Below are 23709 nucleotides of genomic sequence, written 5' to 3'. Positions count from 1 at the left end.
CGAGGAGGCCGTGGCGGACCTTCTGATCGCGGTTCCGGTGCTGCGAGTGGCCCGATACGGCTCGGTCCAGAGGGTGCCTGGCCATCGTCCGTCGCGCGCCGACGACCCCGGGACGCCTGCTGGCGTGCGCGGGGAAGCCGGTGATCCGCGGCCACGTCACGGCGGGAGCTCCCCCTGCGCTCTTCCTCAGCCGGTGTGCTCGCTGAGCATGCGGCGCGCCTTGCGTTCCACGAGGACGGGTATGTGGGTTCGAATCGGGAGGGCGCTGAGGGACTCGCGGGCTTCGGCAATCGCGGCCTCGATCTCGTCGGGTGTGTGGCGATCGCTGTAGGAGGTCTTGAGCTGCTCGGTGACGCGCAGGATGGCGGCGTCCTCGTCGAGGTCAATCGGCACGGCTCCCCCTGATGTCAGGGTGTTGCGTCTGGGCGGGGAGGCCCGCGGCAGCGCCATGGACATTCCTCGCGCCGTCATCTGGGCGGAGCGGGTGGCGCTGCCACGGAACCCGAGATGGAACGATAGCAAAACATTTCGGTGACCGATATATCCTGAGGGGTATGGCCACCCGAATGAGTCCCCGCCCGTCCAGGAGGCGCTGGTCCGCCGTGCTCACCGTGGAGCGGGCTCGTCCGGAGGGGATACGGTCGCGGCCGAACGCCTGGTGGCTGGCGGTGGGCACGGTGTGCTTCGGGGCGTTCATGGGGCAGTTGGACGCGAGCATCGTGACGCTGACCTACGGCAGCCTGCGCAACGAGTTCCATACCTCGCTGGCGGCCGTGGAGTGGGTGTCGCTGGCTTATCTGCTCACGCTGGTGGCGTTGCTGATCCCGGCCGGTCGGCTGGCCGACGCGCACGGCCGCAAGCTGCTGTACCTGTACGGGTTCGCGGTGTTCACGCTGGCGTCCGCCGCCTGTGGGCTGGCGCCGTCGCTGGGGGCCCTGGTGGGCTTTCGGGTGGTGCAGGCGGCCGGGGCGGCGCTGATGCAGGCCAACAGCGTGGCGCTGGTGACCACCAGCGCGCCGCCGGAGCGGATGCGCACGGCGCTGGGGGTGCAGGCCGCCGCGCAGGCGCTGGGCCTGGCGCTGGGGCCGACGGTGGGCGGGGTGCTGGTGTCGACGCTGGGCTGGCGCTGGGTGTTCGGGGTGAACGTGCCGGTCGGGCTGGTCGCGCTGGTGGCCGGGCACTATCTGGTGCCGCGTACCCGGGGCCGTACCCGCGTGGTGGGCTTCGACTGGCAGGGGTTGTCCCTGCTGGCGGTGGCGACCACCAGCGTGCTTCTGGGTGTGTCGGCGGCCTCCGGGCTGCCGGTGCCCGGCTGGGGTGTGGCCGTGCTGTTCGCATTGGCCGCGGTGGCGGGCTGGGGTTTCGTCCGCCGGCAGCGTCGGGCCGTCGCGCCGCTGTTGGACCTGGCTCTGCTGCGGGGGCGGGCGGTGGCGTTCGGGCTGGCCGGAGCGCTGAGCGGGTACCTGGTGCTGTTCGGACCGTTGGTGCTGGTGCCGGTCGTTCTGATGGCGCGGGGCACTTCGGCGTTGACTGCCGGGACGGTGCTGACGGCGCTGCCGGCCGGGTTCGCTTTGGCCGCGACCGGAGGGGACCGGCTGCTGCCGCGCTCCCTGGCCGACCGCAGGCGCTGCGTGGCCGGAGCCGGTGTCTTCGCCCTCGCCATGGGTGCGCTGCTGGCTGTTCCCTTGACGATCGCCTGGCTGGTGCCGGTCCTGGCACTGGCCGGGCTGGGTTTGGGCACTTTCACCCCGGCCAACAACACCATGATCATGAGGGGGATCCCGGCCCGCGCGTCCGGCACCGGAGGTGGCCTGGTCAACATGACCCGTGGTCTGGGCACCGCACTGGGCGTCGCCCTGGTCACGCTCGCCCTCCACCTGGCCGGCGGTGGCGGTGGCCAGGCCGGTGCCCGGTGGGCCTCCGCGATCCTCGTGGCGGCCTCGGCCGTCGCGGTCGCGTCGGCCTGGCTGAGCCCGGGCGGGGAGCCGGAGGGGGTACGGGAGACGTTGTGACGAGGTCCGCGAGGGGATCGCGAGAGTGATCCGGAACACCGGCGAGTGGGTGTGGGATGCCTGGGTGACCAGTCTGGACGTCCTGGTTGCCGCACTCTCGGTGACGGGCGCGGTGGTGTTGCAGGCGCGCTGGCTGGCCGCCGTCGCCGGAATCTGGGCGGTACTGGCGCTGCGTCAGGGCTTGCTGGCCGTGAGGGCGTTCCGCCGTAGAGCTGGGTAGGCCGGGCGGCCGGTGAGCAGCCGCTGGACGAGGAAGCCGACCGCGAGGGTGGCTGCGCCGGCTGCCGCGTCGATGACGAAGTGGTTGGCGGTGGCCAGGATGACGGTGAAGGTCGCCAGCGGGTAGCAGGCGCCCAGCACCCGCACCCAGGTGCGGCGGGCGAGGAAGGCCAGGGCCAGTCCGGACCAGGCGGACCAGATGATGTGCACCGAGGGCATCGCGGCGTACTGGTTGGACAGGGAGGCAACGTCCCCGGAGGCCCACGATCCCCAGGTGTGGTGGACGACCACCGTGTCGATGAACCCGCGTCCGGCCAGGAACCGGGGCGGGGCCGTGGCCAGGAACGCGAAGCCGGCCAGGGCCAGCAGGGTGGCGGTATAGAGGGCGGTGCGCACCGCGCGGTAGCGGCCCGGGTGGCGGACGTACAGCCACACCAGGACGCCGATGGTGACGATGAAGTGCAGGGTGGCGTAGTAGTAGTTCATCCCCACGATCAGCCAGCCGACCCGGTCGGCGGCGTGGTTGACGGTGAGTTCGATGTCCACGTGCAGCACCTGCTCGGCGTGCCAGATGGCGTGTGCGCGGTGCAAGGCGGCGGTGCGGTGGGCGGGCACGGCGTTGCGGGTGAGGGTGTAGGCCCAGTAGAGGAGCCCGCTGCAGGCCAGTTCCATCCACAGCCGGGGCCGGTCCAGGGGACGCAGGCGGGCGGGCAGCAGCGGGCCGATGCGCCTGCCCGGACGCGGGTGCCCGGAGGCGGCCGGTGACGCTTGGGTGGCCTGCGTCACGCCTTCTCCCGCGCGGACGCCTGGGCAGGCACCGGCTCGGCATCCGCACCGTCGGGGGCCGGGTACGGGGCGTCGTCGTCCGGACGTGGACGCCGGGAGACGATCAGGTATGCCAGCGCGCCGGTGAACAGGATGAGGGAGACGTAGTCGTTCAGGCGCAGGCCCAGGAAGTGGTTGGCGTGGTCGATGCGCAGCGCCTCGATCCAGGCCCGGCCGGTGGTGTAGGCCAGGACGTAGCAGGCGAACAGGCGTCCGCGCCGCAGCCGCTGGTGGTGGCGGGCGTCGAGCCACAGCAGCAGGGCCATCACGCCGAGGTCCCACAGCGACTCGTACAGGAAGGTGGGGTGGTACAGGGCGACGGTGGGGGAGTCGGCGGGGCGGTTGGCCGGGTCGATGTACAGCGCCCACGGCAGATGGGTGGGGCCGCCGTACAGCTCCTGGTTGAAGTAGTTTCCCCACCGGCCGATCGCCTGGGCCAGCACCAGCCCCGGGGCGACGGCGTCGGCGAAGTCGGACAGCTTGACGCCGCGGCGGCGGCAGCCCAGCCAGGCACCGACCGCACCCAGCGCCACCGCGCCGGGGATGCCCAGGCCGCCGTCCCAGATGAACAGGGCGTGCAGGGGCTGCTTGCCGGAGGCGAAGTACAGCTCCGGGTCGGTGATCACGTGGTAGAGACGGCCGCCGAGGATGCCGAACGGTACCGCCCAGATCGCGATGTCCGCGATGTCCTCGCGGCGCCCGCCCCGGGCCTCCCAGCGGCGGCCTGTGAGCCAGACGGCGGTGAAGATGCCGGCCAGGATGCACAGCGCGTACGCGCGGATCGGCAGTGGCCCGAGGTGCCACACTCCCTGCGAGGGGCTGGGCAGGTACGCCACGTTCATCTGCTCGACCGTTCTCGCGTGATGGGGGACCCGGCCCGCGGCCGGAGTACCCGCACGACAATACATCGGACACCGAAGCATTCGGAATCGGTGCGAGCGGAGCGTCCGCACGGCGGACGCCCGGCTGTACCCGGGCGCGGTCCGACTATTCTTGGCGCATGTCTGCGCAGCCCGACTCCGAGGTTTCTCCGCCCCGTTCCTCCGGACAGGCTCCGGACGCACGCCTGCTCACCGAGGCCGTCACCCGGCTGCGCCGCGCGCTGAGGGCCTCGATCCGTACCGACTACCCGTGGGAGACCCTCCCCATGGCCCAGGTCGAACTGCTGCAGGTACTCGGCGAACACTCCCCGGCCCGCGTCAGCGACCTCGCCTCCCGTCAGCGTCTGGCCCCGAGCACTGTCAGCGGGCTGATCGGGCAGATGATCACTGCGGGGCTGGTCGCGCGTGACGTCGACAAGGTCGACCGCCGCGCTTCCGTGGTCACCCTCACCGGCGCCGGGCGTGAACAGCTCGCCGCCTGGACCGCCGCCCACGAACGCCGCATGGACGCCGCGCTCGCCGCCCTCGACGGCGCCGAGCGCCGGGCGATCTCGGGCGCACTGCCGGCCCTCTTCCGGCTCGCCGAGAACCTCGGCGAGCCGGAAGAGGACGCGGCGGACGGTGCCCTTGGGGACGACACGCTTCCGTAGGAGCGACGCGGAGTCGCCGCGTATGCCCACCGATGAGGGGCGTTCGGCAGTCTGCGCGATACCACGCATCGGAACGGTGGGAGCCTCCAACCGGTGTGGAGGTGGGTGAGCAGCGGGTTGGCGACGAATGGGGGCCGACCGCGTATCGCTACCCTGCGGTGAGCAGGTCCCCTACGACGTAGCCGGCGGAGCCGACGCCCGAACTGCCGCCCTCCACGAGGGAGGCGACGGCGAGGTCGTCGTTGTAGGCGGTGACCCAGCCGTTGGTGCCGTCGCCCTCTTCCGCGGTGCCGGTCTTCGCGCCCACCCCGGGCAGGGTGCCCAGGCGGGCGCTCGATGAAGGCGGTTTTGCAGGACTCTGCGAACGCCTGCAGGAGCGTGGCGTTCGGGTTGGCCGGCACGTCCGCCTCGTTGTGGAAGACCTCGCCGGAGGCCGCCTGCGTCGTGTTGCAGGGAGCCGTGCTGTCGGGCGTCATGCCCGCCCGGTCGAACAGCGCCGCCGACGTAATGATCTTCATGGTGGAGCCGGGCGCCTTGGCCGCGTTGATCGCGATGTCGCCGTCCGGTCCGTCGTAGGCGACGGCCCGGATGTGGCCGTTGTGGCGGTCGAGCGCGACCACCCCGGCCGGCTTGCCGCCCACCCGCTGGTCGTGCACCGCCTTTTCGGCCGCCGCCTGCAGCCCGGCGTCGATGGTGGTGCGTACGGACGCGGCCGTCGGCTCCTTGAAAACCTTCAGGGTGGCAACGGTGGCCCCGGCGGTGTTCACGATCGTTACGCTGCTGCCCTTCGCGGTGGCCGCCGCGTGCGCTCCGATGGTGGTCACGATGGCCGCGAGAGACGGGAACTGCTCACCCGTCAGCCGCGTCTTGCCGTCCCGGGCGAGCACCCGCACCTGCGAAGCCGGTGGCGCGAGGGGGCCCAGGCGCAGGCTCTGGCCGGCGCCGAGCCTGGGGTGGAGGACCGAGGGCGACCGGCGCACCGCCTGCTGCCCGGCGGCGTCCTGCACCACGTCGAGCGCCCCGGGATGCGACCACGTACCCGCCGTGAGCCGGGCCGTGGCCGTTAAGGTCACCCGCACCGCGTTGCCGCGCAGCGGGTCGATTCCGGCCGCAGTGACGTCGCTGAACGTCAGGGAGTGCAGCTTCACCCCATCGTGGTAGGCATCCAGTGCCTGCCGCGCGCCCTTCGGCGCGTCCGTCTCGGCTGCCGCTCCCGCGTTGTGGGCGGGCCCGCGGCCCAGTCCTTCAGGAAGTCACGCGCGAACGTCCTGGCCTCCATCGCGGGCGGCGGTGTGCTCGACTCCGCCGCGGGAGTCACGGTTCTCCGCCTCCCGCCCGACGGCCGGCTCTGGGCGTGCGCGATGTTGTAGGCGCCGAACCCTTCCAGGCCCAGCGCGACCGCGCAGGCCACGATGACGCCGCTCTTCGCTGCCCTGTTCACTGTCAGCCCCCGGTGGTCGCAACAGCTCGGTCCACTGCCGGGGCAGGATCCTGCGACGCACCAACGGCACCCACACGACGGGGGGCAGGGCATGAGCTTCCCACCCCCGCAGCACCGCGTGAGCGGCCGTGCCGTCCGGTGCGTCATCCTCGACCATCTTGGCCAGCGCTGGCGTGCCGGGCCCGAGTCGCACGACATGGTCCCTGCCGAGGGCGACGACTTTTCCGCGCCGGATCCGTGAGCCTGCCGCGTGCAGACAGCGGTGGACGTAGGCGCGGAGAGCGAAACGAAGGGGTGAACGAATATGAACGGGCGGGGTACCAGCCCCGAATCTCTTCGGTTACCGATATATTTGGCAGTCAATATGTTCTGACAGCTATGTGTTCGGTGCTCATATCCCTGCCGGTGCAGCCGCGACAAGTGCGCCCCACGCCATGACCGCCGCCCCGCTGCCTTCGGAGAATCAGGAGACACGCCCGCATGACGATCAACACCACCGCGCTACGTGCCGCGGTTTACCGCGGCCGGCTTCGCTGGTGGTCCGAACTGCCGCTCATAGCCGTCGTCTACACCCTTTATTCCGGGGCGCGTCTGCTGGTCAGGGGAGGGGTGGGCGACGCCGTGAGTCACGGCGCTGACATCCTGCACGATGAGCAACTGGTACATCTGGACCCCGAACGCTGGTTCAACAGGCTCTTCGCGAACCACGCCTTCCTGGGCGTGCCCGCCGACTTCGCGTACGCCTCGCTGCACTACATCGTCACTCCCGCCACCCTGGTCTGGCTGTGGCGCCGCCACCCGGTGCACTACCGCAGGGCCCGTACCTGGCTGACGATCTCCACTCTGATCGGCCTGGTCGGCTTCACCGTGCTGCCCACCGCCCCGCCGAGACTGCTGAACGGCGGGCATGGCTTCATCGACACCATGGCGCTGTACAGCTCCTTCGGCTGGTGGGGCAGCGACGCGAGCGCACCGCGCGGCATGGGCCACCTCACCAACCAGTACGCGGCCATGCCCAGCCTGCACGTCGGCTGGTCGCTGTGGTGCGGAATCCTCCTCTTCCGCTACGGGCGGCACTGGCCAGTACGCACCCTCGGCGTGATCTACCCGATCGCGACCACCGTGATCGTGCTGGGCACCGCCAACCACTACCTGATGGACGCGGCCGTCGGCATCCTGGTGATGGGCCTCGGCTTCGCCCTCACAGGGCCCGCACTGCGGGCCGTCGACGCGCTGTCCGTCCGCCTCGGGCGCGCCGGAAAGCCGGGGCAGGCATCCACCGCCTCAACGGCCGGGGCTGTTCGCTGACATGCACGGCGTTGTTCCGCTCGCACCATCGGCGATGCGTTGCACGAACATCCGCACCCTGCGCAGCCAGAGATGGAACCCATGACGGGCCGACGAGCATGCAGGCGAAGGAGCGGATGTGCCCGGCGAGGGCCTGCGCCTCTGGGCATGCGGCGAGCGCGGCCTTCAGCCGGAGCATCAGGACGAGTAAGGAGGGAGCCGGAGACCGCCGTAACAGACACTCGCGCTACTCTGGCCTCCGGTCGTGATCTGTGATCGCGGCGCGGCGGTGGGGCTCGCCGTACCCGAACCGCGGCACTGGTGCCGCCAACAGTCCCTACTTGCGATGGTGTGTGCCCGCGTACGTGTGGGCCCCGGCGAGTAGGAGACGTACGTTCATGACAGCCCCGAAGCCCCAGGCGGTGGACGAGCCCACGGATCCCGACGTCGATCTGCACGTGCCCGCCCAGCGGCAGCAGTCCTGGCGGGCGCAGGGACCGATCGTGGCAGTGGTGGCGCTCGGCGGAGGCATCGGGGCATCGGCCCGGTACGGGGCCTCGCTCCTGTGGCCGGCCTCGGCCGGGGCGTTCCCGTGGACCACCCTGTGGATCAACGCCGTCGGCTGTGCGGTGATCGGCGTCTTCATGGTGGTGATCACGGATGTGTGGGCGGCGCACCGGCTGGTGCGGCCGTTCTTCGGCACCGGTGTCCTGGGTGGTTTCACGACCTTCTCGACCTATGCCGTCGACATCCAGAAGCTCGTGGACGGTGGCCATGCCCGCACGGGTCTGGCGTATCTCGCGGTGACGTTGCTGGCGGCGCTCGGCGCCGTTTGGCTCGCGGTGACGGCGACGCGCCGCGTTCTGGCATGGAGGCAGGGATGACGAGGCTGACGGGCAGAGCCCTGCGGGTGACGGTCTTCATCGGGGAGAACGACACCTGGCACCACAAACCGCTCTACAGCGAGATCGTGCACCGCGTGCACCGGGCCGGCCTGGCGGGCGCCTCCGTCTTCCGCGGCATCGAGGGCTTCGGCGCGTCGTCGCTGATCCACACCTCGCGGTTGCTGTCGTTGAGTGAGGACCTGCCGGTGGCGATCGTGATCGTGGACACCGAGGAGCTGGTGCGCGCCTTTCTGCCGCAGCTCGACGAACTCGTCTCTGAGGGACTGGTGATCCTCGACGACTGCGAGGTCATCCGGTACGTCGGCAGGGGGAGCGACGCGTGAACTGGCTGCTGGTGATCGTCGGCGGTGCGATAGGCGCCCCGCTGCGCTACCTGACCGACCGGACGGTGCAGAAGCGGCATGACACGGTCTTCCCGTGGGGCACCTTCACGGTGAACGTCGTGGGCTGCTTCGTGCTCGGCCTGCTGAGCGGTGCGGTGGTGGCCGGGGCAGCGTCTTCGCAGGTGCAGCTGTTGCTGGGCACCGGGCTGTGCGGGGCGCTGACGACGTACTCGACGTTCTCGTACGAGACGCTGCGGCTGGCCGAGGACGGGGCGCGGTTCTTCGCCGCCGCCAACGTGGTCGCGAGTGTGGTGGCCGGTCTGGGCGCGGTGTTCGTCGGTGTCGCGTTCGCCGAGGCGCTGTGGGCTTGATCAAGAGGGCGACCGCTCAGCAGCCGACTGGGATGGGGCCCTGGCGGTTCGTGGTGTGGTTCGGCACGGTCAGTCTGCTGGCGGACTTCGTGTACGAGGGCGCCCGTTCGATCACCGGTCCGCTGCTGGCGTCGCTCGGTGCGTCGGCGCTGGTGGTGGGCGTGGTGACGGGCGCCGGTGAGGCGGCGGCGTTGGGGCTGCGGCTGGTCTCCGGGCCGCTGGCGGACCGTACCCGCCGCTTCTTGCGGTCTGGCGATCGCCGGATACGCACTGACGGTGGTCTCCGTACCCCTGCTCGGCGTCGTGGGCGCACTCTGGGCGGCCTGCGCGGCCCGGCGCTGAGCCCAGGTGCGCCGTGAGTTGGGGGCGCGCCACCCGTCGGGCGGCGTGCCCCCAACCGTGCCCTTTGCCGGAACCGGGCGCGCGGGTGATCGCCCGGCGGGACCCGCGTCAAAGGGCTGGAGGCTGAACCGCGGGAGCCCGCCATGGGGCGCGGCCCAGCCCGTCCGAGGAGCGTCGGAGACACATGCGGTGGAAAATCGGCGGCAGCAGGTTTCGGGGCATCCCGACGGCTGAGTTCAGGGAGCGAGGTCCTGTATGGCGATTCCACCTGCGCACCTCCGGGAAGGCATGCGTTCCTGACCAGGTCAGGAACCATCAGCCCGGTAGGCGGTTCGGACCAGAACGGTCCCGGCGGGATCCATCGCCACAAGCGAGTGAACAACTCCGCGGATCGGCGGTCAAGATGGCCGGCTTTCCGGAGCGCCGCTCTATGCCACGGCTTTACCCAGGTACTCGTCAGCGGTTCAGCCCGTACGGCAGGGCGGGTTCGGACGTGGCGATCTCGATGAGCCTGTTGTACTTGGCGACGCGTTCGCCGCGGGCCGGAGCACCGGACTTGAGCTGGCCGCTGCCGGTGCCGACGACGAGGTCGGCGATGAAGGAGTCCTCGGTCTCGCCGGAGCGGTGGGAGACCATCTGCGTGTATCCGGCCTCCCGGCAGATCCGCATCGCGTCGAGGGTCTCAGTGACCGTGCCGATCTGGTTGACCTTGATCAGGGCGGAGTTGCCGATCTTCTTGCTGATCGCCTCGCTGATGATGGCCGGGTTGGTGACGAAGATGTCGTCGCCCATCAACTGCACGTGGTCGCCGAGGCGTTCGGTCAGGCGGACCCAGCCGTCCCAGTCGTCCTCGGCGAGCCCGTCCTCGATCGACCAGACCGGGAAGCGATCGGTGATCGCCTCGTAGCGGTCGATGAGCTGGTCACTGGTCAGCGCGTCGTCCGCGACCCGGTAGAGCCCGTCAGCCGCGTTGCGGAACTCGCTGGCGGCCGGGTCCAGGGCGATGGCGATGCCGTCGCGGCCGGGGGTGTATCCGGCGTCGGTGATGGCGTCGACGAGGAGCTGCAGGACGTCCTCGGGGCGGTCGATGGTGGGGGCGAAGCCGCCCTCGTCGCCCAGCCCGGTGGCGTGCCCCTCGGCGGAGAGACGGGCCTTGAGCTTCGCGTAGACCTCGGCGCCGGCGCGCACCGCCTCCGGCAGGCTCGGGGCACCGAGCGGGGCGAGCATGAACTCCTGGAAGTCCAGGCTGTTCGCGGCGTGGGCACCGCCGTTGACCACGTTGAAGTGCGGTACCGGCAGGCGCGGAGCGGTCCCGGCGACCTGCGCGAGGTGCTGCCACAACTCCCGTCCGGCGAGGGCTGCTTCGGTGCGGGTCGCGGCCAGGGAGACCCCGATGATGGCGTTGGCGCCGAGCCGGGACTTGGTGTCGGTGCCGTCCAGCTCGATCAGGGCCCGGTCGATGTCGGTGGCAGAGGTGAAGGTGCGGCCGGTGAGGGCCTGGGCGATCTCGCCGTTGACGTGGCCGACGGCCGTCAGCACGCCCTGACCGTTGTAGCGGGTCTTGTCGCCGTCGCGGAGTTCGACAGCCTCGCGGGTACCGGTGGAGGCACCGGAGGGAACCCCGGCGCGCACGCGGGTGCCGTCGGTGGTGGTGAGGGTGACGGCGAGGGTGGGGCGGGCGCGGGAGTCGAGGATCTCGGTGGCGTGCAGGTGGGCAATGTGCAGGGACATGCTGGGTTCCTCCGTCGTCCGGTCGGAGAGGGTGGCGGTTCGCTTTCGTGGGCTGTTCGTTCAAGCCTGTCCTTCGGCGGCGACGGCCGCTGCGGCCACTCGGGCACTGTCAGGGTCCAGATAGCCCCCTCCGCGTATGACAGGACGCAGTTGGCGGTCGAAGTCGTAGCGCAGCGGTGCCCCGGTCGGGATGTTCAGGTTCTCGACCTCCTGCTCGGTGAGCCGGTCCAGGACCGCGATCAGGGCGCGCAGCGCGTTGCCGTGGGCCACCACCAGCACGTGGCGCCCGGTGTACAGCTGCCCCGCGAGGACATCCGCCCAGTACGGGGCGACCCGGGCGATCATGTCGGCCAGGCTCTCGACGGACGGCAGCCCGCCGCCGCGCAGGGCGGCGTAGCGGGGATCCGCGCGCAGGCGGGCGAGTTCACCGTCGGGCAGCGGGCCGGGAACAACGGTGAGCGAGCGGCGCCACGCCTGGTACCGCGCGGGCCCCACCGCGCGGCGGACCTCGCGCTTGACGCGGCCGGTGAGTGCCCCGTACTGGCGCTCGTTGAGCCTCCAGGTGCGGTGGACCGGGATCCAGGACCGGTCCAGCTCCTCCAGGAGGATGTCCGCAGAGAGGATCGAGCGCCGCAGCACCGAGGTGTGCACGGCATCGGGTACCAGTCCGTCCCGGGCCAGCAGTTGCGCCGCGGCGGCGGCCTGTTTCTCCCCGTGGGCTGTCAGCGGGACGTCGGCCCAGCCGGTGAAGCGGCCCTCCGCGTTGGCGGTGCTCTGTCCGTGCCGCAGCAGGACCAGCGTGCCCGGCACGTTCACGAGTCCTTCTCCACGGACAGGTCCGCTGCCCGCCGACGGGACGCCTCGATCTCGGCGTACGCCTGCTCCCGTCCCTCCCAGTGGGAGCCCTCGACGGACTTGCCGGGCTCCAGGTCTTTGTAGACCTCGAAGAAGTGGGTGAACTCCAGCCGGTCGAAAGCGGGGACGTCGTCGATGTCCTGCACGCCCGCCCAGCGCGGGTCGTGGGCGGGCACGCACAGGACCTTCTCGTCCGGGCCGTGCTCGTCCTTCATCACGAACATGCCGACGGCCCGGCACTGGATGAGGCAGCCGGGGAACGTCGGCTCACCGACCAGGACCAGGGCATCCAGCGGGTCCCCGTCACCGCCGAGGGTGTGCTCGATGTAGCCGTAGTCGGCCGGGTACCTGGTCGAGGTGAACAGCAGCCGGTCCAGCCGGATGCGGTGCAGTGCGTGGTCCATCTCGTACTTGTTGCGGGATCCCTGGGGGATCTCCACGATGACGTCGAACTCCACGACGGCCTCCTTGCCTCATCGATGTCCTGCACTCGGGGGCCGGCCTGGTGAACCCGGCTTGGTGGGGGCTCTGTTCGCCCTGCCGGCGCGGCAGTACGGTCGGAAGAGCGCGCACGAGGAGGTGGGCGATGCCTGATGCCGGTGGCGCCGTCCGACTGACCGTCCACCTCGACGGGGCGGTGCTGTGGCACCACCGGCCCGCCTACGCCGAACTCGTGCACCGGGCCCATCGCGAGGGCCTGGCCGGGGCGAGTGTCTTCCACGGCTTCACCGGCTTCGGTGCCGAGCGCCGGATCTACCGCGAACGCCCTGCCCACCTGGCAGCCAGGGGCCCGTGCGCGGTCGTACTCGTCGACGAGGAGGACCGGCTGCGGTGCTTCCTGCTCGGCGTGCAGGACGTGCTGGAGCACACCGAGGCGGTGGCCGTCCTCGACCGGGTCCGCACCCACCAGGCCGGGGCACGGGCGGCGAGCTAGATCGCCTGTCCTCACAGGGCGTCCTCCTCCGCTTTGAGGGTGTCGCGCAACCGCCGCAGATCGTCCGCCGGCCGGCCCAGGCCGTTGAGCTGCAGCCGGGCCGCCTCCGTGCGGGCGTCCGGGTGCACGGTGAAGGCCAGGTTCACCGACTGGTGCACCATCCACTGGTCGTAGTCCAGCAGCCGCCCCGCGTACGCCGGCGTCTGTACCAGGTCGGGGTGGGTGAGCGGCAACTCCCGCAGCCGGGCGCGCAGATGGAGGAAGGCCGAGCTCGCATCGCAGCAGTCCCGGGCGGTCTGCCCGGAGACGGGGCCGGGCTCCCCGCAGGAGGCTACCGCCGCGTCGGCGGACTGCTGGGCGGCGACAGCGTCCTCCAGTACTGCGAGCAGCGCCCGCACCTGGGCCGGGCGTGGCAGAGGGGGCGGGGCAGGAGGAGGACGCATCCGTGTCACGAGGAGGGCGGCACGGCGCCGCAGGGCGGTGCCACTGCCGGTCGGCGATACAGGCATGGCTCCTCCTGGTCAGCACGGCTGGACCAGGGACCGTCAGCGGATGCCTCCGCGGTTGCGGTGAGCCCCATCACCGGCACCCCCGCCCAGGGGCGTGCCCTTCCAGTGTGCGCCTTCCGCCGTTCCAGGCCAGCCCACCGCCGCCCGCCATGGGCCGGACGGGGCAGCCGGCCGCGACCATCAGCGCACGATCAGTACCGAGCAGGGGGCGTGCCGACTGGTCTTCTCCGCGGTGGAGCCCAGGGAACGGCCCCAGACCGAGGAGTGCCCGCTGTGCCCGACGACGATCAGATCCGCCCGGTGCTGCTCGGCGGCCCGCACCAGCTCCTGCGCCGGGTGCCCGGCTCTGGTCTCCCCCCTGAAAGCCACCTCCCGCTCCGCGACGTACGCCTGGGCGGCGGCCAGCCAGCGGTGACAGGAACGCTCCTCGACCTCCAGCTCCTCGGCCACTTCCCCGACGGTCGCCCCGTAGTGCGGCAGATGCGCCTCCACCGCCACGGCGATCAGCTCGCACCCCGACGAGCGCGCCAGCTCGACCGCCCGCTCCAATGCGCGGCGCGCGCCCGGCGAGTCGTCGTAGGCCACCACGATCCGGTGGAACATACGACCGAGTCTGCTCCCGCCAGCCACAGGTCGGAAGACACGTCGCCGCACGCCCGGCCGCGGAGACAGGCATCCGGGCAGGCACTTGACCCGCACGCCGGGCAGGGGTTCACTCGGAAGCAGGCGATGGATCCCGCCCGAGTCGTTGTCTCAGCGGCTCCAACCACCCTCCCGGGGTTGATGGTTCCTGACCGCACACGTCAGGAACTGCTCACCCCTGCGGAGGCACCGCGTGGAGTCCGCCTACTACATCGCCGCCGTCCTTGCCGTCACCGCCCTCGCCGCCAGCATGCTCTCGGTGAAGCTGGGCCTGTCGGTGGCCGTCATCGAGATCTTCCTCGGCGTCGCCGTCGGCAACGCCCTCCACCTCACCGCACCCCAGTGGCTGGTCTTCCTCGCCTCCTTCGGCAGCGTCGTACTGACCTTCCTGGCCGGCGCCGAGGTCGACCCCGACGAGTTCCGGGCCACCTGGAAGGCGAGCCTGCTGATCGGCACCACGTCCTTCGTTGCACCGTTCGCCGGCGTCCTGCTGCTGTGCCGCTACGGCTTCGACTGGACCTGGAAGGCCGCCGAGATCGGCGGCACCGCCCTGTCCACCACCTCACTCGCCGTCGTCTACGCGGTCCTGGTGGAGAGTGGCCTGAACGCCACCGCGCTCGGCAAACTCATCATGAGCGCCACCTTCGTCACCGACCTGGCCACCGTCCTCGCGCTCAGCGTCCTGTTCATCCGGCCCACGTGGTGGCTGCTGCCCGTCGCCGCCGCCTCGGTCCTGCTGATCCTGGTGATGCCGCGCCTGGAACGCTGGTTCTTCGCCCAGTTCGGCAACCGCGTCATCGAACCCGAGATCAAGGGCGCGTTCGCCGCCCTGCTGGTCCTGATGTGGCTGGCGGAGAAGGCCAACAGCCAAGCCGTCCTGCCCGCCTTCCTCCTCGGCCTCGCCGTCTCCCGCACCTTCACCCGCCACCGGGCGACCCAACAGCGCTTCCGCGTCGTCGCGTTCGCCCTGCTGACCCCGTTCTTCTTCCTGCGCTCCGGGATGAACGTCTCCCTGCCCCTGGTCATCGCCAACCTCGGCCTGCTCGGCGCGCTCCTGGGCGCGAAACTCGCCCTCAAGTCGGCGGTGGTGTATCCGCTGGCCCGCCGTCACGCCCACCCGCACGCACCGTTCACCACGCTGCTGATGATTACCGGCCTGACCTTCGGCACCATCTCCGCGACGTACGGCTACACGGCCGGCATCGTCACCAAGGCCCAGTTCTCCGTCCTGGTCACCGTGGTCGTCCTCACCGCGGTCTTGCCCACCGCCGTCGCTCAGCGCTACTTCAGCCCGGCCGTTGCACCCCCTGTGCAGCAGCCCCGACACCCCGTCGCCGTACCCGACCCGAACGGACGTCAACGATGAACTGCTACGACTGCCACGCGCACAGCAGCACCGTCACCACCGCAGTCGCCCTCTGCACCCGCTGCGGAGCGGCCCTGTGCACCGACCACGTCCAGACCCGGCCAGAACTCGTGCACCGAGTACGGGGCATGGGCCTCGCCACGCTTCCGCATCCCGCGCGGCGCATCACCTGCACGCTCTGCTGCAAGGCGGAGGCCGGAGAGTAGGAAGACGTCTGGGGAGCCGGGTGCGCGTTGGCTGCGGCCTAGCGGCCCGGGCACCGGCGTGACAGGGGCGGTGGCGAAAGATTGGCCGTTTGCTGGTCTGCCGCTGTCGTTTCTCTGGGCTTGCTCTGGAAGGCGTGTTCCTGGGGTCGTTGACGTTCCCCCGGAAGTCCGGTCTCCCGGCTCCACCCCCCTTACCGCTCCGGAGAAACCTGACGCGTGCAATGCCCCGTCGCGTCCTGGCCGCCGCTCCCGCCGCCGTGCTGATGTTCGCACTCGTCGGCTGCGGCGGATCCGACTCCGATGATTCCGCAGCCCGCGCGATCTCGGAAGCGGGCGCGACAAGTCGTGGACAGCGCCCTCGCGGAATCACTTCCAGCCCAGTGGGACTCCGGAAGTGTCGTAGATCGATCCGGCTGGCGCCGTGTCATGGGGCGGACGCGGCAGATGGCGCCCTTGGTCGGTACGACCCGCCAAGGCGGTCGCCCTCAGCCCGTCCTCAGAAAAGGCTCAGAGTTCCGCCAAGGACAGCCCGGTGGCAGGACCGATGATCGAGCTGTCCAACGTCGACCGGCCCAGTCGCCAGGTGACGCCGATGCATGCCGACGGGCTCCACTTGCGCAGTCGGCCGGTCCGCTTCCTGGCCGGCGCCTACGGGGCAGGTGTCAGCTCGCGCCTGCCTCGTGCGGCACGCGTACTGCGGTCCGAACGCCCCGGCCGCGCGCGGACCGTTCGATTCCAAAGCCCGTCGTCGCCCACCGCGCCGACAACCGGCGGTTCCGGCCAACGCTACAGACCGAGAAACGGAGTTCCCGTGATCTACAAGAGCAGGTACCCGGATGTCCCCGACATCGACCGTCCCCTCCATGAACGCGTGCTCGGCGATGCTGCGCGGCGTGGCTCGCGGCCCGCCATGGTGGACGTGGCCAGCGGACGGACACTGACTTACGGCGAGTTGGCAGGGCTGGTCCGCAAGCTCGCGGCGGGTTTTGCCGCAGAAGGCATCGGTAAGGGGGATGTGGTCGCGCTGCACTCGCCGAACACGATCCTTTTCCCCGTGGTCCTTTACGCCGCCACCACCGCGGGCGGGACGGTGACCACGCTGTCGCCGTTGGCCACGCCGGCCGAGATCGCGAAACAACTGATCGACTCCGAGGCGCGGCTGATGGTGAGCGTGTCGGCGCTGGTCGAGACCGCGCGGGCGGCGGTCGGGGTGGTCAGGCGCATGATCGGCCGGGACATCGAGATCCTGGTCTGTGACACGGCCGACGGTCACCGGACGGTGCTGGGGATGCTCAGCGACGGCGAGGTGCCGGCGTTCGGGATTGATCCGGCTGTGGACGTCGCCGTGCTGCCCTATTCGAGCGGTACGACGGGTGTGCCCAAGGGAGTCATGCTGACCCACCGCAACCTGTGCACCAACCTCGATCAGGTGGACGCCCTGCATCGGGTCGGCGAGGGCGACCGGATCATCGCGATCCTGCCCTTTTTCCACATCTTCGGGCTGACCGCACTGCTCAACAACGCGCTGCTGCGCGGTGCGACCGTGTATGTGCACGCGCGGTTCGATCTCGACGCGTTCCTGAGCAGCCTGGAGCGCGACCGCATCACTCACGCGTACGTCGCCCCGCCGGTGATGCTGGCGCTGGCCAAACACCCTGCGGTCGGACATCTGGACCTCTCGCACCTGCGGCGGATCATCTGTGCCGCGGCGCCGCTGGACGCCGGGGTGCAGGCGGCAGCGGCAGCCCGGCTGGGCGTGGAGATCGGGCAGGGGTACGGCATGACGGAACTGTCCCCCGTCTCGCACCTCCATGCCGACGGCGACGTCGACGAGCCCGCCGCCTGTGTCGGACGCCTGCTCCCGTCGACCGAGGCGCGGCTGGTCGACCCGGTCACCGGGCTGGACGCGGCGGCGGGCGAACCGGGTGAGGTGTGGATCCGGGGGCCGCAGGTGATGAAGGGCTACTTCGGCCGCCCGGAGGCCACCGACGCGACGGTGGACGCGGAGGGCTGGTTGCACACCGGCGACATCGGCCGCGTCGACGGGGACGGGAACTGGTTCATCGTCGACCGGGTCAAGGAACTCATCAAGTACAAGGGCTACCAGGTGGCGCCGGCCGAGCTGGAAGCGATCCTGGTGCAGCATCCCGGCATCGCGGACGCGGCAGTGATCGGCGTTTATGACGAGGAGGGCAACGAGATACCCAAGGCGTTCGTGGTGCCGATGACGGGGGTGCTGATATCCGCCGCCGAGGTGATCGCCCACGTCGCGGGCCAGGTCGCCCCGTACAAGAGGATCCGCCGGGTCGAGTTCATCGAGGCGGTGCCGAAGGCGGCCTCCGGAAAGATCCTGCGGCGCCAGCTGAGGGATCGCGAGCTGGCGCGCTCCTGAGGCGCCGGCCGTACCCGCCGGCCCGGCGCCCGGGCCGGCCCAGAGGGCTCACAACTCCCTTAATATGAAGGGATGTTGTAAAGTTTTCGTGTGGGCGGCGCGGTTTATCAGTTCGGGCAGTACGCGTTGGACGCGGACCGCCGTCGGCTCAGCCGCGGTGGACAGCGGGTCGATGTCGAGCCCCGGGCCCTCGAATTGCTGTGCCTCCTGGTCGAGCACCGCGACCGTGTCGTGTCCGAGGACGAACTGTGCGACAGGATGGGGCGCGGACGCACGGTCAGTGAGGCCGCGCTCGCCGACTGGCTGCGCACGGCCCGCCTCGCGATCGGTGACAGCGACACCGGGCAACAGCTCATTCGCACCGTGAGCCCGCACAGCCATCGGTTCGTCGCGAGTACGACAGTGCTCTCCAGCACGCCGCTCTCTCCTCCCGCCGCTGCACCCGTTACGGAAGCCGATCACGAGGTCATCCGCTTCTGCCGGTCGGTCGACGGCACACGCATCGCCTACGCCCTCACCGGCGAAGGCCCGCCCCTGGTGAAGACCGCCAACTGGCTGACCCACCTCGACCTCGACCGGACCAACCCGATGTGGGCCCACTGGTTCGACGGCCTCACCCGTGGCCGGCAACTCATCCGCTACGACGAGCGGGGCTGCGGGCTCTCCGAGTGGACGGTGCCCAGCTTCACCCTCGACGACCTGGTCGACGACCTCGATTCCGTGGTCGACGCCGTCGGCCTCGACCGCTTTCCGCTGCTCGGCGTGTCACAGGGCGGTGCGGTGGCGGTCGCCTACGCCGCGCGCCGTCCCGAGCGGGTCAGCCATCTGATCCTCACCTCGGCCTACGCCCGGGGGCTGCAGATCCGCGCGGGCAGTGACGACGAGCGCGATGCCGCCGAGGTCGACCTCAACATCGCCCGCGCCGGATGGCGATCCCAGGACAGCAGCTTCCTGCGCTACATCGCGGCCCAGTTCCTCGCCGACGCCACTCCCGCGGAATGGGACGCGTTCGCCGCCTACCAACGGCAGACGACCTCGCCCGCCAACGGCCTGCGCTTCCTGGAGGAGTTCGCCCGCATCGACGTCTCGGGCATCGCCCACCAGGTGACCTGCCCCACGCTGATCGTCCACTCCCGTGACGACGCGCGGGTCCCCGTGGCACAGGCTCTGGAGCTGGCCACGCTCATCCCCGACAGCCGGCTGGTCCTCCTGGAAAGCCGCAACCACCTGTTCACCGCGGACGACCCCGCATGGCCCACCTTCCTCACCCACCTCTACAACTTCCTCTCCGAGTAGCCCGGCAGACGGAACGCCTGCGCTGACGAGAGGGCCCCGCGCGGCGCGGTGCACGGCCGTATCGCCGACTGCGTGCGGATGCCGGTCGCGCTCCGGTGGGTGTGGCGGTCGCACAGTCCGTGGCCATGCCGGGAAGAGATGAGCGACGGGCGAGGGCCCACCGGCACAGCGTCGGCCGGTGGGCCCCTGTTGCCCGCCAGGTGACGGTTACTGCTGGATCTCGGTGACGTCGGATTCGGTCAGGATCTTGAGGTCGATCCCCATGTCCTGGGCGGCCTTGATCTCCTCGTCCGAGAACTTGCGGGCGACGACGATCTTGGTGGCGTCGAGGTGCGGGAAGGTGCGGCCCACGTAGCTGCCGGAGTTCAGCTTCAGGTTGGCGCTGGTGACCAGGGTGCCGTCGCCCCGGATCGGGACCAGCAGATGAGTGTCGGTCCACAGCGCGCCGGCATGGTCGGCGGGCACGTCGTACGACACGCTCACCGCCTTGTTCTCGAAGGTGGACACGCTGTAGCGCGAGGTGTACCCGAGTTCGAGGGACGCGCTCACCGTGGCTTCCGCGTAGGAGCTGGCCCCCATGCCGAAGGGCTTGGCCGACGCCTCCACGCCCGCGGTGACGCTGACGGAGATCCCGACGTTCTGCGAGAACTCCTGCCCCCTCTCCTCCGAGACGCCTTGCTGGATCTCCTCGAGGATCGTCCCGCTGCCCGAGCCCCGGTAGTCCACGTGGCGGACGAGATCGTACTGACGCTTGCGCTGGATCTTGTAGAAGGGTGAGTTGGCCACCTTCCACGCCTCGGTGCGCCCATCGTCCTTGACCATGTGGTACGGCACGGTCACGGTCCGGTCGGTGACGATCGCCTGGGCCGGGGGCGGGTTGTAGGACGTCAGGGTCATCTCCGGGGCGTAGCCGGTCTTGTCGACGGAGGCCGGCAGGTCCAGCACCCAGGTCACGGCCGTCGGCGCGTGCGGCGTGTCGGGTCCGCAGCTGAAGGTGGCGGCCGGCAGGAGCAGATGCTCCTCGGTGTCGTCCGCCGGGAACAGCGGGGTCGTGACGGCCCAGAGGGCCTCCCCTGATCCATTTACCCGAAGCGGGAGCCGGCCGAGTTCGCCGCGGCGTACATAGGCGCGTCCTTCGTGCACCTGCTTGACGCACACGAGGCCCAACTCAGAGGTGCTGGGCTTGACATCCCCCGCGCTTGTGTGCATGGTCACCACGTCTCCCAGGGCGACGTAGCCGGCGGGCGGGACGGGTCGCCAGATGACGGCGTCGCGGGACGTCCAGGGGGCAAAACGGCCCACCTCCTGGAAGTCCACGGGCGGCCGGAGCAGGTCCTGGCCGGAGGAGAGATCCTTGACCAGGAGCCCTCCGAACTCGCCGCCCGGCCACGTCGTCGAAGATGCATTGTTCGCGAAGACTGCGCCCAGGGCGCGCCATTGCTCGTCCCCCGCGGGGACTCCGGCCGGGAAGTACGGGTACGGGTTCGCGTGCCACTGCGTGGTGTAGGCGACCTCCAGGTCGCCGTAGCGCTGAGTGATCATGTGTCTGGGTTCCCCCTGTGGTGTTCCGAAATGGCGTCCGTGAAGGCGTCGAACGGCTTCACGGACGCCCGTGGTCTTGCCGGGCCGGCACCGCGCCGGCCTGTGCGAACGGTGTGCGACTAGCCGATGACGATGTCGCAGTCGGCCCTCCCGTGGTCGGCGATGTCGGCGAAGTCCGCCTGGATGTTCGGGTCGTACGCCGTCGAGCTGATGGTGCGGGTCTTCTTGCCGGGCACGGCCTTGTCCCCGGTGGCGTGCGTGACGGTCGCCGCGTCCCACGTCAGATCACAGGTCCAGTGGAACGTGCGGACGAGGAGGTGCGAGTTGTGCCCGGTCCCGGTGATCGACCAGTTGCCGTCCGCGTTGACCACGAAGGAGACGCTTCCGCTGACGTCCCGGCTGCTGTCACTCGTGGCGAACGTGACCGACTGGCCGTCCGCCGAGACGACCTTGGTCGTGTCGTTGGCCTGCGCGGGCACCGTTCCCAGCAGCAGGGCACCCAGCCCCGCCCCCGAGGCGATCAGCAGCGCCAGCCCCCGTCGAGTCCGAATGGTGCCGGACGTCCTGGTGTTGTCGAGTCGCATCGACTGTCCCTCTTCTCTCGTGTCTCTCTTGGATGAAGGCCAGGCTTGGGTGCGATGTTCGTCAAGAGCCCCTCGGCCTGGCGTAGTTCGAGCTTCGGCCATACCCCGGTCTGGAGCTTGGGGGCGGTCTGAGGCTTCTCTGAGGGCGAGCTGAGGGCGCGCGTCCTCAGGTTGCGTGGCGAGCGGGTGTGGGGTGTCCCGAACGGGGCCTTCACGACGTGTAGGGGAGGGGGAGAGCAGCAGGGGACGGCCCCGGTGCCCGAGCACCAGAGCGGTGAGGTGGCGGTCACCGACCTCGTCGGTCGCTACCGCGGGCAGCCGATTGCCTGGTCCGGCTCCGGCCGGCCACCCGCTTCGAGGTCACTCCGCCAGGAAGGCGTCGATGTGGGTGAGGAACTCGTCCCAGGCCGGTTCGAACGCGGTCAGCAGGTGACTACGGCTTTTGAGCAGGACCAGCCGGCTGTCCGGAATGAGCGCGGCCAGTTCGCCGGCCTGCGAGACAGGAACTCGCTCGTCGTCCCGCGAGTGGATGATCAACGTCGGGCACTGCACCTGGTGGGCGATGTCGGACACATCGATCCGGGCGAACTCCTCCAGGAAACGTACCCCGTTGGCGGGCGACGTCGTCTGCCGCTGGAAGGTGATGAACTCCTCCCACTCCTGCGGCGTGCCCTCGGGCAGGAACTGGGAGGCGAAGACCCGCAGGAATTTGGCGTCCTGGTGGAGCCATCCGACCCGGGCCAGATCCAGATCGAGAGCCGCCTCCTCGCGCTCCACATCGTTCTGGGCCCGTACCTGGCGTCCCCGGGCGTAGGCGCCGGCGAGGATCAACCGGCTGACCCGCTCGGGATGGCGTACGGCGTAGGCGACCGCCACCGCGCCGCCCTGCGACACGCCGAGCAGGGGGAAACGGTCGAGCCCCACGGCATCGACCACGGTTTCGAGATCGTCGACCCAGTCGTCGAACGTGAAGCTGGGCACCGCCCAGTCCGACAGGCCGCACCCCCGCTCGTCGTACCGGACCAGTCGGCGGTTGCGCGCGAGGCCGCGCAGCCAGTGCGACCACACCGGCGTCGTCCACTCCAGGTCGAGGTGGCTCATCCAGTTGGCCGCCTTGAGCAAAGGCAGGCCCGACCCGACGGAGGCATAGGCGATCCGGGTGCCGTCGCCTGCCCGGCAGAACCGGATCGTCTGACGGTCGACGCCGGTGGGGGCAGGTATTGGTGGCGGCTCGACACCGCCCTCTTGACCGGATTCGGCCGAAGGGCTGTCTCCGACGGCCTCCGCCGGGGCCACGAACTGGTATCCCCGCCGGTGCACAGTACGGATCACCTGCTGCAGGCTTCCGGTGTCCCCCACGGCCCGCCGCGCGGTCCGCAGCGCCGTGGTCAGGGCAGCCTCGCTGACGAAGCGGTCACCCCACACCTCGTCCAGCAACTCGTTCTTGGTCACCACCCGGTCCCGGTGCGCGACCAGACAGCACAGAAGGTCCAGGGCCCGCGGCTCGACGTGAACCGACTCACCGGCTCGGCAGAGCTGGTGCCGACCCAGGTCCAGCTCGTACTCCCCGAAGCGATACTTGTCCCCCTCCACCTTTGCAGCGTACAACCCTCCTCCGTGGACGTACACACGTGCGAGCGCGCCGTGACCGGACGGAAGACCAACTGCCCTGGTCTGTCGGCATATTGAGCAGGGGGCAGGAATCCGTCGGCTGGCCTGAAGAGGTGGTCTCGCGTGCTGCCGGCTCGGGCCGGAGGCCGTCAAGGAAGCATCAAGTGGCTGGTCACAGGCCATACTTGACGAGTAGGGGCCGGCCGGTCGTGGGATGGTTCGATGCGGGAAGGGTGGTGTCCGGTGAGCAGCGCGGGCAAGGGGCTTGGGAAGGTCGAGGTGCGACTCAAGTGGGATCCGAGTCCCCTGGGGGAACAGCCTCGGCATCTCGACATCATCGCCGCGACCTACTCCGCGGACGACGTCTACGGGCGGCCGGTCTATGTCGTCCACTACGACAGCCGGTCACCCGACGGCACCATCAACATGTCCCGGCACAGCCGGACTGGGCTGGGCTTGGGCTACGTCGAGGTCATGAGTCTGGAGTTCGACCGGCTGGCATCCGCCTATGGCCGGGTCGTGGTGGGGGTGGCCATCCATCAGGACGGCGGGCGCCGGACCTTCGGCGACATGGCCAATGCCGGTGTGCTGGTCGTCGAGGGATACAGGGAACTACTGGCAGACGACTTCGCCAGGGTCGCCGACGCGACCGCCACGACGATCGCGGAGTTCAAGAGGGACGGCTCTGGTGCCTGGGAGTTCCACGACATGATCCGCGGGTTCGACAGCGACCCGTCGGTCTTCACCTTGGAAATGGGCGCCGCCGAGCAGTCCGGACCGGGCGA

At 70.2% G+C, this 23709-nt stretch carries 28 protein-coding genes, 1 pseudogene and 2 riboswitches; of the genes and pseudogenes, 15 read left to right on the top strand and 14 right to left on the bottom strand.

Annotation, left to right across the window (positions count from 1 at the left end; all coding sequences use genetic code 11):
* Window positions 1-186 precede the first annotated feature (186 nt).
* Window positions 187-450 carry a three-helix bundle dimerization domain-containing protein gene (locus SPR02S_RS50435; RefSeq protein ID WP_245607770.1) on the bottom strand — a complete coding sequence of 88 codons (264 nt, stop codon included), beginning with the start codon at window positions 448-450 and terminating at the stop codon, window positions 187-189.
* A gap of 104 nt (window positions 451-554) precedes the next feature.
* Here SPR02S_RS50435 and SPR02S_RS50430 point away from each other — a divergent pair, with 104 nt between their 5' ends.
* The gene (locus tag SPR02S_RS50430; RefSeq protein ID WP_174447615.1) at window positions 555-2012 is read left to right on the top strand and encodes an MFS transporter; all 1458 of its coding nucleotides are present in this window, start codon (window positions 555-557) and stop codon (window positions 2010-2012) included.
* A gap of 25 nt (window positions 2013-2037) precedes the next feature.
* Window positions 2038-2232: a hypothetical protein gene (locus SPR02S_RS61340; protein WP_078623250.1), complete on the top strand. Its 195-nt coding sequence runs from the start codon at window positions 2038-2040 to the stop codon at window positions 2230-2232.
* On the opposite strand, the gene SPR02S_RS50425 is transcribed toward SPR02S_RS61340, so the two are convergent.
* Together SPR02S_RS50425 and lgt are read right to left on the bottom strand one after the other, a co-directional pair.
* On the bottom strand, window positions 2187-3017 hold the full coding sequence (locus SPR02S_RS50425) for a phosphatase PAP2 family protein (RefSeq protein WP_019064680.1): 831 nt from the start codon (window positions 3015-3017) through the stop codon (window positions 2187-2189). The two genes, SPR02S_RS61340 and SPR02S_RS50425, sit on opposite strands and share 46 nt — an antisense overlap.
* Window positions 3014-3898 carry a prolipoprotein diacylglyceryl transferase gene (gene lgt / locus SPR02S_RS50420; RefSeq protein ID WP_019064679.1) on the bottom strand — a complete coding sequence of 295 codons (885 nt, stop codon included), beginning with the start codon at window positions 3896-3898 and terminating at the stop codon, window positions 3014-3016. The genes SPR02S_RS50425 and lgt overlap by 4 nt, the downstream gene beginning before the upstream one ends.
* A gap of 158 nt (window positions 3899-4056) precedes the next feature.
* Between lgt and SPR02S_RS50415 the strand changes: the two genes are divergently transcribed.
* Window positions 4057-4587: a MarR family winged helix-turn-helix transcriptional regulator gene (locus SPR02S_RS50415; RefSeq protein ID WP_019064678.1), complete on the top strand. Its 531-nt coding sequence runs from the start codon at window positions 4057-4059 to the stop codon at window positions 4585-4587.
* Between the two features lie 148 nt (window positions 4588-4735).
* Here the strand turns inward: SPR02S_RS50415 and SPR02S_RS65455 are convergent, their stop codons facing one another.
* The 3 genes and pseudogenes from SPR02S_RS65455 to SPR02S_RS65445 all read right to left on the bottom strand — a co-directional run bounded on the left by SPR02S_RS65455 (window position 4736) and on the right by SPR02S_RS65445 (window position 6028).
* On the bottom strand, window positions 4736-4894 hold the full coding sequence (locus SPR02S_RS65455) for a hypothetical protein (protein WP_019064677.1): 159 nt from the start codon (window positions 4892-4894) through the stop codon (window positions 4736-4738).
* An 88-nt stretch (window positions 4895-4982) separates the two neighbouring features.
* Window positions 4983-5207 (bottom strand): annotated as a pseudogene (locus tag SPR02S_RS65450) (penicillin-binding transpeptidase domain-containing protein); the annotation flags it as partial.
* Between the two features lie 524 nt (window positions 5208-5731).
* Window positions 5732-6028: a hypothetical protein gene (locus SPR02S_RS65445; RefSeq protein ID WP_245607769.1), complete on the bottom strand. Its 297-nt coding sequence runs from the start codon at window positions 6026-6028 to the stop codon at window positions 5732-5734.
* A 91-nt stretch (window positions 6029-6119) separates the two neighbouring features.
* Here SPR02S_RS65445 and SPR02S_RS63670 point away from each other — a divergent pair, with 91 nt between their 5' ends.
* The 6 genes from SPR02S_RS63670 (at window position 6120) to SPR02S_RS50365 (ending at window position 9273) form a co-directional block, all read left to right on the top strand.
* Window positions 6120-6269: a hypothetical protein gene (locus SPR02S_RS63670; RefSeq protein ID WP_158698007.1), complete on the top strand. Its 150-nt coding sequence runs from the start codon at window positions 6120-6122 to the stop codon at window positions 6267-6269.
* Window positions 6270-6508: 239 nt separating this feature from the next.
* Complete coding sequence (locus tag SPR02S_RS50385) at window positions 6509-7336, top strand: phosphatase PAP2 family protein (RefSeq protein WP_019064672.1); 828 nt, start codon at window positions 6509-6511, stop codon at window positions 7334-7336.
* Window positions 7337-7713: 377 nt separating this feature from the next.
* Window positions 7714-8199: a fluoride efflux transporter CrcB gene (gene crcB / locus SPR02S_RS50380; RefSeq protein ID WP_019064671.1), complete on the top strand. Its 486-nt coding sequence runs from the start codon at window positions 7714-7716 to the stop codon at window positions 8197-8199.
* On the top strand, window positions 8196-8543 hold the full coding sequence (locus SPR02S_RS50375; RefSeq protein WP_019064670.1) for a DUF190 domain-containing protein: 348 nt from the start codon (window positions 8196-8198) through the stop codon (window positions 8541-8543). Before crcB (SPR02S_RS50380) ends, SPR02S_RS50375 begins: the two co-directional genes overlap by 4 nt.
* Window positions 8540-8914 carry a fluoride efflux transporter CrcB gene (crcB, locus tag SPR02S_RS50370; protein WP_019064669.1) on the top strand — a complete coding sequence of 125 codons (375 nt, stop codon included), beginning with the start codon at window positions 8540-8542 and terminating at the stop codon, window positions 8912-8914. Before SPR02S_RS50375 ends, crcB (SPR02S_RS50370) begins: the two co-directional genes overlap by 4 nt.
* 32 nt (window positions 8915-8946) lie before the next feature.
* Window positions 8947-9273 (top strand): hypothetical protein, encoded by a 327-nt coding sequence (locus SPR02S_RS50365; protein ID WP_218006612.1) that lies wholly within the window; start codon window positions 8947-8949, stop codon window positions 9271-9273.
* A gap of 282 nt (window positions 9274-9555) precedes the next feature.
* A riboswitch (Fluoride riboswitch) is annotated at window positions 9556-9631 on the bottom strand.
* 81 nt (window positions 9632-9712) lie between these two features.
* Here SPR02S_RS50365 and eno read toward each other — a convergent pair.
* From eno to SPR02S_RS50350, 3 genes are read right to left on the bottom strand one after another with little or no spacing between them, the layout of a single operon-like run.
* Entirely contained in the window at window positions 9713-10987 is a 1275-nt protein-coding gene (gene eno / locus SPR02S_RS50360; protein WP_019064668.1) for a phosphopyruvate hydratase, read from the bottom strand.
* 60 nt (window positions 10988-11047) lie between these two features.
* On the bottom strand, window positions 11048-11803 hold the full coding sequence (locus tag SPR02S_RS50355; protein ID WP_019064667.1) for a 2,3-bisphosphoglycerate-dependent phosphoglycerate mutase: 756 nt from the start codon (window positions 11801-11803) through the stop codon (window positions 11048-11050).
* Window positions 11800-12300 carry an inorganic diphosphatase gene (locus tag SPR02S_RS50350; protein WP_019064666.1) on the bottom strand — a complete coding sequence of 167 codons (501 nt, stop codon included), beginning with the start codon at window positions 12298-12300 and terminating at the stop codon, window positions 11800-11802. Before SPR02S_RS50350 ends, SPR02S_RS50355 begins: the two co-directional genes overlap by 4 nt.
* A gap of 128 nt (window positions 12301-12428) precedes the next feature.
* On the opposite strand from SPR02S_RS50350, the gene SPR02S_RS50345 reads away from it, so the two are divergent.
* Entirely contained in the window at window positions 12429-12776 is a 348-nt protein-coding gene (locus SPR02S_RS50345; RefSeq protein ID WP_019064665.1) for a DUF190 domain-containing protein, read from the top strand.
* An 11-nt stretch (window positions 12777-12787) separates the two neighbouring features.
* On the opposite strand, the gene SPR02S_RS50340 is transcribed toward SPR02S_RS50345, so the two are convergent.
* The gene (locus tag SPR02S_RS50340; protein WP_019064664.1) at window positions 12788-13285 is read right to left on the bottom strand and encodes a hypothetical protein; all 498 of its coding nucleotides are present in this window, start codon (window positions 13283-13285) and stop codon (window positions 12788-12790) included.
* Window positions 13286-13465: 180 nt separating this feature from the next.
* On the bottom strand, window positions 13466-13888 hold the full coding sequence (locus tag SPR02S_RS50335; protein WP_019064663.1) for a universal stress protein: 423 nt from the start codon (window positions 13886-13888) through the stop codon (window positions 13466-13468).
* A 113-nt stretch (window positions 13889-14001) separates the two neighbouring features.
* A riboswitch (Fluoride riboswitch) is annotated at window positions 14002-14085 on the top strand.
* A 35-nt stretch (window positions 14086-14120) separates the two neighbouring features.
* On the opposite strand from SPR02S_RS50335, the gene SPR02S_RS50330 reads away from it, so the two are divergent.
* The 4 genes from SPR02S_RS50330 to SPR02S_RS50315 all read left to right on the top strand — a co-directional run bounded on the left by SPR02S_RS50330 (window position 14121) and on the right by SPR02S_RS50315 (window position 19187).
* Entirely contained in the window at window positions 14121-15293 is a 1173-nt protein-coding gene (locus SPR02S_RS50330) for a cation:proton antiporter (RefSeq protein WP_019064662.1), read from the top strand.
* Window positions 15290-15499 carry a DUF2180 family protein gene (locus SPR02S_RS50325; RefSeq protein ID WP_019064661.1) on the top strand — a complete coding sequence of 70 codons (210 nt, stop codon included), beginning with the start codon at window positions 15290-15292 and terminating at the stop codon, window positions 15497-15499. The genes SPR02S_RS50330 and SPR02S_RS50325 overlap by 4 nt, the downstream gene beginning before the upstream one ends.
* Window positions 15500-16310: 811 nt before the next feature.
* A complete protein-coding gene (locus SPR02S_RS50320) occupies window positions 16311-17891 on the top strand; it encodes an AMP-binding protein (protein ID WP_019064660.1) in 1581 nt (526 codons plus the stop codon).
* Window positions 17892-17981: 90 nt separating this feature from the next.
* Window positions 17982-19187, top strand: coding sequence for an alpha/beta hydrolase (locus tag SPR02S_RS50315; RefSeq protein WP_019064659.1), 1206 nt, complete (start codon window positions 17982-17984; stop codon window positions 19185-19187).
* A 207-nt stretch (window positions 19188-19394) separates the two neighbouring features.
* On the opposite strand, the gene SPR02S_RS50310 is transcribed toward SPR02S_RS50315, so the two are convergent.
* The 3 genes from SPR02S_RS50310 to SPR02S_RS50300 all read right to left on the bottom strand — a co-directional run bounded on the left by SPR02S_RS50310 (window position 19395) and on the right by SPR02S_RS50300 (window position 22906).
* Entirely contained in the window at window positions 19395-20729 is a 1335-nt protein-coding gene (locus SPR02S_RS50310; RefSeq protein ID WP_019064658.1) for a Vps62-related protein, read from the bottom strand.
* Between the two features lie 119 nt (window positions 20730-20848).
* Window positions 20849-21313 (bottom strand): hypothetical protein, encoded by a 465-nt coding sequence (locus SPR02S_RS50305; protein WP_019064657.1) that lies wholly within the window; start codon window positions 21311-21313, stop codon window positions 20849-20851.
* 360 nt (window positions 21314-21673) lie between these two features.
* Window positions 21674-22906, bottom strand: coding sequence for an alpha/beta hydrolase (locus tag SPR02S_RS50300; RefSeq protein WP_019064656.1), 1233 nt, complete (start codon window positions 22904-22906; stop codon window positions 21674-21676).
* Between the two features lie 261 nt (window positions 22907-23167).
* On the opposite strand from SPR02S_RS50300, the gene SPR02S_RS50295 reads away from it, so the two are divergent.
* Window positions 23168-23709 (top strand): TerD family protein (locus tag SPR02S_RS50295; protein WP_019064655.1); only part of this gene is annotated, 542 nt, incomplete at its 3' end.

The organism is Streptomyces prunicolor NBRC 13075 (assembly GCF_000367365.1).
GTDB classification, from domain to species: Bacteria; Actinomycetota; Actinomycetes; order Streptomycetales; family Streptomycetaceae; genus Streptomyces; species Streptomyces prunicolor.
Note: the sequence above shows the minus strand (reverse complement) of the source record. Positions and strands in the feature narration are given on the sequence as shown.